Raw genomic sequence first — 12,603 nt, forward strand, 5'->3', positions numbered from 1 at the left:
TCCGCATGCTGTGCTGCGCCAGCGGCGTCGGCCGCCGCGTTGCGGACACCACGAGGCAGAGAGCGCTCGCCGGCGCAGGCTCGATCAGCGGACGCATCACCAGCTCGGCCGCCCGCGGCGAAGCGGCCACCCCGCTTCGCGTCAGCACCGCGTGGCCGTAGCCGGCGCAGACAAGTTCGATGATCGACGGCACGCTCGAGACTTCCCAGGCGATGTCGAGCTTGACGCCGGCCAGCGCCGCCTCGTTCTCCAGCAGCCGGCGCATCGCGTGCACCCGCTCGGGCACGATCAGCGGATATTTCGACAGTTCCTTGAACGGCAGCGGTGCCGCGGCGGTGCGGCGTTTGCCGGCGGGTGCGTAGCTGACCAGGCCGAGCGGCTCCTGCAGCAGCGGCGTGATCTCGATGCCGGATTGCGCATCCGGATTGTAGACGAGACCGACATCGGCGCGGCCGGTGGTGACCCATTCGATGATGTGTGACGACAGGCCTTCGACGATCGCCAGCCGGGCCGACGGCAGGGTGCGCTTGAAGTGGTCGATCAGCGGCAGCGTCAGCTGGCGTGCGATCGAGGGCGGCAACCCGATGGTGACGCGGCCGACCGGCGCGTCGCGGCTGGCGCCGAGATCCTCGCGGGCATGCGCGACCATCTGCATGATCGCCACCGAGTGATCGAACAAACGCCGCCCGGCTTCGGTCAGCGCCACGCCGCGGCCATTGCGCAGGAACAATTGCTGGCGCAGTTCGGTCTCCAGCCCGCGCACCTGCCGGCTTAGCGCCGGCTGGGCGACATCCAGCACCATCGCGGCCTTGCTGAACGAGCCGAGCTCGGCGACATGCATGAAATATTCGAGCTGTTTGAGGTTCATCGCTGATCGCGGGCCCGCCGCTATTGCCGCTCGATGCCGGACTGCTCGATCACGGCGCGCCATTTCTCGATTTCGCCGCGCAGCCGTGCCGCCAACTGGTCTGGCGTCGACGGCTTGGCGTCGATGCCGAGTTCGAGCATCTTCTTCTTGAGGGCGGGATCGGCGAGGATCTCCTGCAGCGCGGTGTTCAAGGCGCCGATCACGCCGGGTGGCGTGCCGGCCGGTGCGAACAACCCGTTCCAGGATTCGATGCTGGCCTCGATGCCGCTCTCGCGCAGAGTCGGAATGTCGGGTGTGATCTTCGAGCGCAGCGGCCCGGTCGCTGCCAAAGCCCGGATCTTGCCGTCGGCGAGATTGCCCTTCAGCGCCGAATAGCTGTCGATCGTCAGGTCGACGCTGTCCTGCAGCAGCGCCACCAGCACTTCTGGCGTTCCGCGAAACGGAACGATCACGAAGTCGACCCCGGCCGCAGTCTTGAACAACGCCGCGGCGAGGTTCTGCGTGCTGCCTGTGTTGATGGTGCCGACATTGAGCGCGCCGGGCTTCTGCTTCGCTGCCTTGATGACCTCTTCCAGCGTCTTGAACTTGGACTCGGCGGGCACCGCGAACAGGAAGTCGAAGGTGCCGAGGCTCGAGATCGGCGCGAAATCCTTTACCGGATCGAACGGCAGCTTCTTGAACAGCGATACGCTGATCGCGGTGCCGTTCGACAACAGCGCCAGCGTGGTGCCGTCCGGCGGTGACGAGATCACCGTGCGCGCCGCGGCGATGCCGCCGGCGCCCGGCTGGTTCTCGACATAGAAGCGCTGGCCGAGCTTGGTGCCGAGCTGATCGGCGATCAGGCGCGCTGTGATGTCGGCGACACCGCCGGCCGCGAACGGCAGCACGATCCGCACCGGGCGGGTCGGATACAGGCCCTGGGCCCGCGCGGGCGACGGACTCCTCGCCGTCGCCAAGGCTGCGGCAGCGGTGGTCAGGACGGCCCGGCGAGACAAAACAATACGTCGGATCAAGCTCATGGCGCGACGATAGTCCAACTGAACCGGATTTCACAGCGACCGCTGCAATTGACCTGATGCGGCCGGACCGTCAGAATCGTGCGTAACGAACGGGAGGGGCTGGCGCGTGCGCCGAGCTGTCCGCCCGACTGAAGAAGTCTTTCCGAGGAACGTTGTGGAGTCCCGATGTCACAGCCGCCGCTGTTTCGCCCGTTCACCCTGCGCGGCATCACCGCCAAGAACCGCATCCTGATCTCGCCGATGTGCCAGTATTCCGCGGTCGATGGCGTGGCCAACGACTGGCACCTGGTGCATCTCGGCAAGTTCGCCCAGGGTGGCACTGGCATCGTGATGGTCGAAGCGACCGCGGTAACCGCCAACGGCCGCATTACTCATGGCGATCTCGGATTGTGGAACGACGACCAGATCCGGCCGCTGGAGCGGATCGCGGCCTTTCTTCGCGACAACGGTGCGGTGCCCGCGATTCAGCTCGCGCATGCCGGCCGCAAGGCGAGCATGCAGCGGCCATGGTACGGTAACGCGGCGCTGACCGCGGAGGACATCGCCCGCGGTGATCAGCCGTGGGACATCGTCGCGCCGAGCGCGATCCCGATGGAAGAAGGATGGCTGACACCGCAGGAACTGACCGACGACGATCTCGATCATCTGCTTGAGGCTTGGCGCAGCGCGACGCTGCGCGCGGTCGAAGCCGGGTTCGAGATGCTCGAAGTGCACTGCGCCCACGGCTATCTGCTGCACTCGTTCCTGTCGCCGCTGTCGAACCTGCGTACCGACGCCTATGGCGGCGACCGCGCCGGGCGGATGCGGTTTCCGCTGGAGGTGATCGAGACGGTCCGCGCCGCCTGGCCCGACACGCTGCCGCTGGCGGTACGCGTATCGGCGGTCGACGGCGTCGATGGCGGCATCGAGCTTGCCGACTCGGTGGTGTTCGCGCGCGAGGCCAAGGCGCGCGGTGCCGACATCATCGATTGTTCGTCGGGCGGACTGCTCGGATCGGCCACCGCCAACCGGATTCCGCGCGGTTACGGCTTCCAGGTGCCGTTCGCCGAAACCATCCGCACCGAAGCCGAGATCCCGACCATCGCGGTCGGGCTGATCATCCATCCCGATCAAGCGGAGAAGATCGTCGAGCAGGGGCAGGCCGATCTGATCGCGATTGGCCGCGAGGCGCTGTTCGATCCGAACTGGGCGCTACACGCGCAGCTCGAACTCACCGAAGGTGATGAGGTGTTCGCCGACTGGCCGAAGCAATATGGCTGGTGGCTGGAGCGCCGCGAGTCGGGCCTGCGCAAACTCGACGGGCCGAAGCTGCCATTCCGGCGGAGCTGAGAGACCAACCGCGCCGTCTGAAAACGCGGATGGCCGGGACGAAGCCCGGCCATGACGAATCCGTTCGAAGCGCGACAACGATACGACGCTGGCAGGATGGGTTGAGCGCAAGCGAAACCCATTGAACCGATCGTCGCGTTAGGGTGGGACTCGCTAAAGCTCCCCCCCCTCCGACGACGTTAACGAGCCGTTACCAGCCGCAGCCGCCGCAGCGCGGACGAACCGGTGCGTAGTAGCTGTAGCCCGGCGACACCATCTCGACGCGCTCGCGGGTGGCGTATTGCGGCGGGATGCGCTCGTATTCGACGCCGCCGGGAGAGACCATCACGGTCTTCGGCACCATCACGGTGCGATACTGCGGCGGAACGCGGTGGGCGACGACGCGGCCCGGATTGACCATCACCGTTTCCTCGACGGTGCGGTACTCCGGAGCAACGTATTGCTGCTGATAGCAGGTGTAGCACGGCGGCGGGGCGCAGCCGTAACAAGCGGAGGCTGCGGTCGGCAGCGCGACGGCCGCGCCGGCGACGACGGCGGAAGCGAGCAAAGCGGCGGACAAACGAGACATGGACGATCCTCAGCGCCAATGAAATATCGCCGCATGTTTGGTTGTGATCACGACGTCCGTCAACGATCGAGCAGAATCAACCTTTACGAAGATCATTAACGGCGCGGCTTGGTAACCACTTGGTCATCAATCCGCCGCGCGCCGCGAACTACGCCGCCCGCACCGTTCGGAGGAAGCGGGCGACTTCGTCCTTCAGCCGGGTGCTGTCATGCGCCAGCGACTGCGCCGCGGACAGCACCTGCGCAGAAGCCGAGCCGGTCGCCGAGGCGCCGCGCTGAACCTCGACGATGTTCACCGAGACTTGGTGCGCACCTTCGGCGGCGTGGTGCACGTTGCGCGAGATTTCCTGCGTCGCGGCGCCCTGTTCTTCGACCGCGGAGGCGATCGTCGCGGCGATCTCCGACATCCGCGCGATGGTCTCACCGATCTGCCGGATCGCGCTCACCGACTGGTCCGTGGCGGTCTGGATGCCGCCGACCTGCTGGCTGATCTGGTCGGTGGCCTTGGCGGTCTGTTCGGCGAGCTGCTTCACTTCGGCCGCCACCACGGCGAAGCCGCGGCCGGCTTCGCCGGCGCGCGCCGCCTCGATCGTGGCATTCAGCGCCAGCAGGTTGGTCTGCGCCGCGATGGTGTTGATCAGTTCGACCACGTCACCGATCCGCGATGCGGCTTCGGACAGGTGGCTGACGCGCTCGTTGGTGGCCTGTGCCTGCGTCACCGCCTCGCTGGCGATCCGCGCCGACTCCTGCACCTGGCGGCTGATCTCGTTGACGGAGGACGACATCTCTTCGCTGGCCGACGCCACCGACTGCACATTGGTGGACGCCTCCTCGGAAGCCGCGGCGACCAGGGTGGTGAACTGCTGGGCGTGATCGGCGGTCGAGGTCAGGGTAGTCGCCGAAGCTTCCAGCTCGGTCGAGGCCGACGACACGGTCTCGACGATCTCGCCGACTGCGTCTTCGAACTTGGCGGCGAGGGCGATCATCTCGCCCTTGCGCTGCTGCGCGGCCAGCCGGTCATGCTCCGCCTTGGCGGCGGCTTCTGCTGCGGCGCGCTCCTCGGCCTTCAGCTTGCAGGATTCCACCGCGCGCGCCATGTCGCCGATCTCGTCGCTGCGCTGCAGGCCCGGCAGCACCAGATCGAGTTCGCCGTCGCCGAGGCGGCGGATGCCGGTGTTCAGCCCGCTGAGCGGCTTGGTGATCGACCGCGCGATCCAGATGCCGAGCACCATCACGGTCAGGATGATGGCGATGATCGCGATCTGCATGCGCTGCTCAGTGGCGCGCCGCGCGGTGGCGGCCATCGTCTTGGCGAGCTCCGCCTGCTGACGCACCGTGCTGGAGAGCTCGTCGAGCGCGGGCTGCAGTGCCCGGTAGGTCGTCACCATGTCTTTTTCGGCACGATCCAGCGCCAGGGCATTCTCCATCCAGGCGGAGAAGTCGCGCTGATAGGCGGCGAGCTTTTGCGTGATTTCGGACTTGGCCGTTGGCGGCAGGTCGGAGGCGGCGAGCAGCTTGGCGAATTCGGCGGATTGCTTTTTCATCTCGTCGCCGTATTTCGGATGACGGCGGAGCATGAAGTCCTTCTCGTGCCGGCGCATCATCAGCATCTGCACCATCAGGGGCGGGGAGTCGAAGCTGCTGATCGTCTTTTCGACATCGTGCACCGACGCTCGCAGGCTGCCTTCGAGCCCAAGATCTTCCTTGAGGCCGAGCTTCACGGTGGCCTCACTGAACCTGCCAAATTGGCGCTGGTAGTTTTCAAAGCCGTCCTGCACCGACTTCAAACTGCGGGTGAGTTCAGTCTGACCGGCTACCTCGGTCTGCCGGATCATGTCCGTGAGCGTCTCGGCTGCCACTCGTCCGCTCTGCTGAAACATGCCGAGATATTGCTCTTCCTTGCGCAGCATGAAGTTTTTCTCGGCGCGGCGCTGCTCGAGCAGGGCGATTTGCAATTTTGCGTTGCTGTCGCCGAGTGTGCGGGCTCGTTCGTCAATCAGCCTCGCTGCGTCTTGTGACGATGTTCCGATCATATACAGCGCGCCAAAGGCGAGAACGCCGATGATGCCGACCAGAGCGATGGAATTGATCTTGGACGTGAGGCCGAGACGAAGAGACATGGGAGATCCCGAGTTTCAGACGATTCGCTTGGACGATGACGTGTGAGTTGTGGACGTGCTTGTCGGTGAGGCAGGCAATCTGCACAAACACTGAGCAATCTGCGACGTAGTCGATCGCTGGTCCGATGAGGCTCCAGATTCGAATCTTGACGTAATAACTAAGCTTGGACGAGCCGGTGCTAAGTTTGCCTTAAGATCTCCCGCGACGCTGAAATCCTGGTACTTGTCCGGATCGAATTGATTAGTTGTCGCGAAGCTTTCGCAAGACGGGATGATGCTTCGATGACGATCGTTGGGAAATTTCATACAGACGCCGGATCGAAGGCGACCGATTACTAACAGAGGCGCGAGCGATAGAATCCGGTTCGGCGTTCTCGTGCGGTGCCGAGAGATTGCGCTCGACTCGATCGGTCGTAGTGACGCACGTCAGCGCATCTTGCGGGTCCCGTAGCTGGCCATGGACCTCCCTCATGCGGTCTGCGTCCAAGCATCGGCTGCGGCTGCCGGCGGCATCCGTCATGGAACCGAATCGGCGTTCCTCCACGACGTATCGAACCGTCCTGTTTCAGTTTGGGACCCCACGAACCGCAGTGCATCCTGCGGGCAACACTCGATTTGAAATTGGTCCGAGGCCGGCCGTCGATCTGGACAAAGCCTTGATCGGAAATCACCCTGACGCTGTCTCGAGGGCGCACGGTCTGCGGCTTCGCGACGGGGATCGTTGGGGGAGCCATGAGACTGTTCACGGGGATGCTCGCGGCCATGCTGCTGGTCGCCAGCGTGGCGTCGAGCCAGGCGATGGTGCGAATCGCCGACGATCGTGGCGGCCGGATCGGAACCTATGTGGACCGCTACCAGTCGCTGCGCAGCTCCGGCGAAACCGTGATGATCGACGGCCTGTGCGCCTCGGCCTGCACCATCGTGTTGGGTGCGGTCCCGCACGATAAGATCTGCGTCACCTCCCGGGCCAATCTCGGCTTCCACGCCGCCTGGGATCTCGGCTCCAATGGCAACGTCATCACCAATACCGAAGCCACGCAGATGCTGTACACGATGTACCCGACCAGCATCCGCCGCTGGATCGCCAAGCGCGGTGGCTTGACCCGTCACATGATCTTCCTGCGCGGCAAGCAGCTGATGTCGATGTACCGTCCCTGTTACATGGACGCGCAGGCTCAGGCCGGCCGCTGATTTCGCGCCCGCGATCCATCCTCCGGATCACGTGATCAGTGCGACGGCGTCGCGGCTTGCCGGGCGCCGCCGCTGGCTCTATTGGGGGCAACCGTGCGGCGATTGCCGCACATCGCAGCGGCCGTGCTGAAATAGCGTCGAACCGGCCGCTCCGAAGGTTGCGAGGTGTCTGCCGATGTCTGCACAAGCCAAATCCATCCGCCCGCTGGTCGTGATCGCTGCGTTTGCCGGCAGCCTGATCGTCGGCCTCGTGGTCGTGCTGTGGCTGCTCGGCGGTCTGCAGAAGATCTCGGCACCGGCGACGATCGGTGGTCCGTTCCGTCTCACTGACCAGAACGGCCAGGTCATCACCGAACAGAGCATGAAGGGAAAGCCGACCCTGATCTTCTTCGGCTTCACCCGCTGCCCGGACGTCTGCCCGACCTCGCTGTTCGAGTTGTCGCAAGTGCTCGGCGCGATGGGCCCCGACGCCGACCGCATCAACGCCTATTTCGTCTCGGTGGATCCCGAGCGCGACACTCCGCAGTCGATGAAGGACTATCTGTCGAGCTTCGATCCGCATCTGAAGGGGCTGGTCGGAACCCCGGAAGCCACCGAGAAGATCGAGAAGGCCTACCGGGTCTACGCCAAGAAGGTCCCGCTGAAGGACGGCGACTACACGATGGATCACACCGCCCTGATCTATCTGATGGACAAGTCGGGCAATTTCGTCTCGCCGTTCAACATCAAGCGCAAGCCCGAGGAGGCTGCGGCCGATCTGAAGCGGTATCTGTAGCTTACGCCGACAACCGCCATCGCGACCGCCGGGCTTTTGGCTTCGGCGCCAGCGGATGCGGACGGCGGGCAACGCCGTGCTGAGTCTTGTCCCAGCGGTACGGACACCAGACGAATTGCGCCAGCGCGCGCCACGCCGCCACCGATAGGCACAGCCAATAGAGCGGCGTCAGCGCCAATGCGCCGGCGTGCCGTAATTGCCGCCGCCGGGCGAGGCCGAGCAAGCCGACCACCAATGTCGATGCAACCCCGGATGCGATCGTCAGCCAGTGCAGCGCGCTCGGCGCCGCGGGCTCCAGCCAGCCGCCGAGCCACACCGGCAACTGCGCCGGCCAATCGATTGCCGCCGCCACGGCGAGCCACACCAATAATGGGTAGGCCAGCGCCGACAGCACATTGCCGCCGACCACCAGGTTGAGGCCGATCACGCCGCGCCAGCCGATCTCGCGCCACAGCCGGATCGGTTGCCGCATATGCACCTCCCAGGTCTGGATCCAGCCCTTCATCCAGCGTGCGCGCTGCGGCAGCCAGTTGCCAAACGCGATCGGAGCTTCCTCGTAGGTGGCCGAAGCAATGGTGACGCAGCGGTGGCCGAACCGGGCCAGCCGAAAGCCGAGGTCGGCGTCTTCGGTGACGTTGTGCGGATCCCAGCCGCCGATCGCGCGGAGTACATCGGTGCGGAAATGGTTGGAGGTGCCGCCGAGCGGCAGTGGCAGGCCGAGCGCCGCAAGGCCCGGCAGAAACAGATCGAACTGGCCGGCATATTCGGCCAGGAATGTCCGCGACAGCCAGCTATGGGTGAGATTGTCGATGCACAGGCTGGCCTGGACGCAAGCGGTGTCGGGGCTCGCGGCATCGAACGCTGCCAACGCCGCCCTCAGCTGGTCCGGGTCGGGCCGGTCTTCGGCATCGTAAACCGCAGTAAAACTGCCGCGTGCGAAGGCGAGGGCGTAGTTCAGCGCTTTCGGCTTGGTTCTCGGCTCGACCGCCGGCGCGATCAGCACCCGCAGATGCGGCCGCTGTTTGATCCGTGCCAGTGCCGCGCGGGTGGCGAGGTCGTCGGGCTCGATCACCAGGATCAGGTCGAGCTTCTCGCGTGGGTAATCGAACGCGTCGAGGGCCTCGACCAACGTTCCCACCGAGTCGGCCTCGCGATACAGCGCCGCCACCACCGTATAGATCGGCAATTCGGCGTCCGGTTTTCGCGGCGGCGGTGGCAAGGTCGGGCGCGGCCACAAGCAGGCCAGCAATCGCAATCCGGCAAAGCCGATGAACCAGCCTGCCAGCAGCGTCGTCGTGACGTCGGGATAGAGATAGAGCGGCAACGCGAGCAGGACCGCCACACAAACCCCGCGCTTCAGGCGCTGCCGCCACACCGGACCGGGCCGGCGCGGCGCCGCCGACAGCATCGGGTGGCGCTGGTGCAGATCGGAGCTGGCGATGTCGGCCAGTGCGCGCTCGCCCTGCCGCGCCAGAAAGGTCTCAACGGTCCCTGTCGAGGCCAATCGCAGCCGCGGGCGTGTGTCCGGATAGTCGTCGAGCAGCCTGCACAGCCGACGACTCGCAAGATGTCGCGGCGCCACCACCCAGATCAATTCGCCATCGACCCGGAGCGGCACGATCCCGGTCGCAGTGGCAGACGAGATTTGCGCGTCCTCCAGCGGACAGTCGGCGCGGTCGAACGCGCCGAAGTTTTGGAAGCCGAGGCGAAGCCAGCGCGCGAGATAGCGGAGATACGCTTCCTCCTCGATCAGCCCCTGCTGAATCAAGACGCGGTCGGCACCGATGTCGAGGTCTCTGGCGCGCCGCGCGGTGGCCTGCAGCAGTGCCGGCGATAGCACGCCGCGCAAGCAGTCCAGTTCCGGCGCTGCGATCGCTTCGGATTGTCGGTCCGCAGCCTCGCGCCATTGCTCGCCCGGATGATTGTCGTTGCTGACGAGGGCAGGCCGGGCGGCGAGAAAGCGGGGCGGCCCGGGCCATGAGGCGATTGCCTCACCATCGCCGCGCCCGTCGGTCATCGTCTCGTGCAGTCCGGCGTGGTCGGTCTCGACCATGGCACGCTCTTACGCAAACGATACTCGCGTCTCGCGTCGGATGGTCTATAAGACCGCCGGTGCGGAACCCCTGACTATGCAACCACAGATTGCGATGTTGATCAATGGCCGACCGGCCGTCTGGCGCGCAGCCGTGGCGGCGCTGGCGCTCGCCGCGACCACGCTGCTGACGCCTGTCGCCGCCCGGGCTGCGGACACCGCGCCCGAGGCAAAGGCGATTGCGGACGCGACCGCGCATGCGGTGCCGGGGTTTTGGGATCCGCGGCGGCGGCCGGAGCGGCCGGACATGTCGCGCCTGACGATGATCCGGTTCCTGACCGAGGTCGATTATCCGCCGTTCAACTTCACCGGGGCCGACGGCAATCCGGCGGGGTTCAACGTCGATCTGGCCCGCGCGCTGTGCGACGAGATCAAGATCACCTGCACGGTGCAGATGCGGAAGTTCGAGACCCTGCTCGACGCGCTCGCCGGCAATCGCGGCGACGCCATCATCGCGTCGCTGGCGGTGACGCCGCAGACCCGCACCAAGCTGGATTTCACCGATCCCTACTACCGCACGCCGGCGCGTTTCGTTGCCCGCAAGGATGCGGTGATGCCGGAGATGCGGCCGGAATATCTCGAAGGCCGCAAGGTCGGCGCGGTCACCGGCTCGGCGCATGAGGCCTATCTGAAGGCGATGTTCACCGACGCCGAGCTGCATTCCTATCCGAATGCCGAGGCGCTGCGGACCGCGCTGAAGCGGGGCGAAGTCGATTTCATCTTCGGCGATGCGATCTCGCTGGCGTTCTGGATCAACGGCACCGACTCGGAGAACTGCTGCGCATTCTCCGGCGCTCCGTTCCTGGAGAGCCGCTATTTCGGCGAGGGCGTCGGCATCGCGGTGCGCAAGGGCAACGACACGTTGCGCCAGGCGCTGAATTGGGCGCTGTTCCGGGTTTGGGAAAAGGGCCAGTACACCGACTTGTGGCTCCGGTATTTTTCCGTCAGCCCGTTTTGAAAGACCCGCCTTCAAGGGCGGCTGGAGACCTGAATGACGACGATCGACCTTCCGAACGCTTCCGAGCTGCGCACCCTCGCCGAACAATCCAACGCCTGGCCGTTCGAGCAGGCGCGCGCGCTGGTGAACCGGCTGAAAAAGCATCCGAAGGACGAGGTGTTGTTCGAGACCGGTTACGGTCCGTCGGGGCTGCCGCATATCGGCACGTTCGGCGAGGTCGCGCGCACCACGATGGTCCGCCATGCCTTCCGTGTGCTGACCGACGACAAGATCAAGACCAAGCTGCTGGCGTTCTCGGATGACATGGACGGCCTGCGCAAGGTTCCGGACAACGTGCCGAACAAGGAATTGCTGGAGAAGAATCTCGGCAAGTCGCTGACCAGCGTGCCGGATCCGTTCGGCACCCATGATTCGTTCGGCGCCCACAATAACGCGCGGCTGCGCGCCTTCCTCGACACCTTCGGGTTCGATTACGAATTCGCCTCGGCGACCGAGTACTACAAGTCGGGGCGGTTCGACGCGACGTTGCTGAAGGTGCTGGAGCGGCTCGAGAAAGTGATGGCGATCATGCTGCCGTCGCTCCGCGAGGAGCGCGCCGCCAGCTATTCGCCGTTCCTCCCCATTTGCCCGCGCACCGGCGTGGTGCTGCAGGTGCCGATCGTCGCGCACGACGTCAAGGCAGGCACGATTTCCTACGACGATCCGGAAACCAATGAACGCATCACCGTTCCGGTCACCGGCGGCCATTGCAAGCTGCAATGGAAGCCGGACTGGGCGATGCGCTGGACCGCGCTCGGCGTCGACTACGAGATGGCCGGCAAGGACCTGATCGATTCCGTGAAGCTGTCCGGCAAGATCGCCCAGGCGATCGGCGGCACGCCGCCGGAAGGCTTCAACTACGAGCTGTTCCTCGACGACAAGGGCCAGAAGATCTCGAAGTCGAAGGGCAACGGCCTGACGATCGAGGAATGGCTGCGCTACGCTTCGCCGGAATCGCTGTCGCTGTTCATGTACCGCGAGCCGAAGGCGGCGAAGCGGCTGTATTTCGACGTGATCCCGCGCAATGTCGACGAGTATCAGCAGTTCCTCGATGGCTACGCGCGGCAGGATCTGAAGCAGCGGCTCGCCAACCCGGTCTGGCACATCCATTCCGGCAATCCGCCGCAAGCCGACATGCCGGTGACGTTCCAGCTGCTGTTGACGCTGGTGTCGTCGTCCAATGCCGAAAACGCCGATACGCTGTGGGGCTTCATCGGCCGCTACCGGCCGGGCGTGACACCGCAGAGCCATCCCAAGCTCGACGCGATGGTAGGTTACGCGATCAATTACTACCGCGACTTCGTGGCGCCCACCAAGGTGTTCCGCGACCCGACCGACGCCGAGCGCGCCGCGCTGCAGGATCTGCGCGATGCGCTGTCACAGCTGCCGGCGGACGCGACCGCCGAGGCTATCCAGGACGTGGTGTACGAGATCGGCCGCCGCGAGCCGTTCCTCGATCACAAGAAGACCGCCAAGGACGGCAAGCCGGGCGTCTCGCTCGACTGGTTCAACATGCTGTACCAGGTGCTGCTCGGCCAGGAGAAGGGGCCGCGGTTCGGCTCGTTCGTGGCCGTCTACGGCGTCAGCAATGCGGTGGCAATGATCGACGGCGCCCTGGCGCGCAGCGCGTAAGATCAACAAGCGC

10 protein-coding genes are annotated in these 12,603 nt (G+C 65.3%); 5 read left to right on the forward strand and 5 right to left on the reverse strand.

The window, feature by feature from the left end:
• The coding region (locus DY467_RS23270) for a LysR family transcriptional regulator (protein WP_164639304.1) at nucleotides 1-868 on the reverse strand (868 nt) is incomplete at its 3' end.
• Nucleotides 869-888: 20 nt separating this feature from the next.
• Entirely contained in the window at nucleotides 889-1,824 is a 936-nt protein-coding gene (locus DY467_RS23275) for a Bug family tripartite tricarboxylate transporter substrate binding protein (protein WP_246701624.1), read from the reverse strand.
• Nucleotides 1,825-2,052: 228 nt separating this feature from the next.
• On the opposite strand from DY467_RS23275, the gene DY467_RS23280 reads away from it, so the two are divergent.
• On the forward strand, nucleotides 2,053-3,216 hold the full coding sequence (locus DY467_RS23280) for an NADH:flavin oxidoreductase/NADH oxidase (protein WP_164639308.1): 1,164 nt from the start codon (nucleotides 2,053-2,055) through the stop codon (nucleotides 3,214-3,216).
• Nucleotides 3,217-3,406: 190 nt separating this feature from the next.
• On the opposite strand, the gene DY467_RS23285 is transcribed toward DY467_RS23280, so the two are convergent.
• Both DY467_RS23285 and DY467_RS23290 read right to left on the reverse strand, forming a co-directional pair.
• Entirely contained in the window at nucleotides 3,407-3,784 is a 378-nt protein-coding gene (locus tag DY467_RS23285) for a hypothetical protein (protein ID WP_107346226.1), read from the reverse strand.
• Nucleotides 3,785-3,932: 148 nt separating this feature from the next.
• Nucleotides 3,933-5,903: a methyl-accepting chemotaxis protein gene (locus tag DY467_RS23290; RefSeq protein WP_164639310.1), complete on the reverse strand. Its 1,971-nt coding sequence runs from the start codon at nucleotides 5,901-5,903 to the stop codon at nucleotides 3,933-3,935.
• 732 nt (nucleotides 5,904-6,635) lie between these two features.
• On the opposite strand from DY467_RS23290, the gene DY467_RS23295 reads away from it, so the two are divergent.
• Both DY467_RS23295 and DY467_RS23300 read left to right on the forward strand, forming a co-directional pair.
• Nucleotides 6,636-7,094 (forward strand): hypothetical protein, encoded by a 459-nt coding sequence (locus tag DY467_RS23295; RefSeq protein WP_107357156.1) that lies wholly within the window; start codon nucleotides 6,636-6,638, stop codon nucleotides 7,092-7,094.
• Between the two features lie 175 nt (nucleotides 7,095-7,269).
• On the forward strand, nucleotides 7,270-7,869 hold the full coding sequence (locus tag DY467_RS23300) for an SCO family protein (protein ID WP_107346223.1): 600 nt from the start codon (nucleotides 7,270-7,272) through the stop codon (nucleotides 7,867-7,869).
• A 1-nt stretch (nucleotide 7,870) separates the two neighbouring features.
• Here the strand turns inward: DY467_RS23300 and DY467_RS23305 are convergent, their stop codons facing one another.
• Nucleotides 7,871-9,922, reverse strand: coding sequence for a glycosyltransferase (locus tag DY467_RS23305; protein ID WP_164639312.1), 2,052 nt, complete (start codon nucleotides 9,920-9,922; stop codon nucleotides 7,871-7,873).
• Between the two features lie 76 nt (nucleotides 9,923-9,998).
• Here DY467_RS23305 and DY467_RS23310 point away from each other — a divergent pair, with 76 nt between their 5' ends.
• Nucleotides 9,999-10,919: an ABC transporter substrate-binding protein gene (locus DY467_RS23310; RefSeq protein ID WP_246701625.1), complete on the forward strand. Its 921-nt coding sequence runs from the start codon at nucleotides 9,999-10,001 to the stop codon at nucleotides 10,917-10,919.
• Between the two features lie 33 nt (nucleotides 10,920-10,952).
• Complete coding sequence (locus DY467_RS23315) at nucleotides 10,953-12,590, forward strand: lysine--tRNA ligase (RefSeq protein ID WP_164639316.1); 1,638 nt, start codon at nucleotides 10,953-10,955, stop codon at nucleotides 12,588-12,590.
• The last annotated feature ends 13 nt before the right edge of the window (nucleotides 12,591-12,603 follow it).

Origin of the sequence: Rhodopseudomonas sp. BR0G17 (genome assembly GCF_010907025.1) — a bacterium.
Classification (GTDB): domain Bacteria; phylum Pseudomonadota; class Alphaproteobacteria; order Rhizobiales; family Xanthobacteraceae; genus Rhodopseudomonas; species Rhodopseudomonas palustris_H.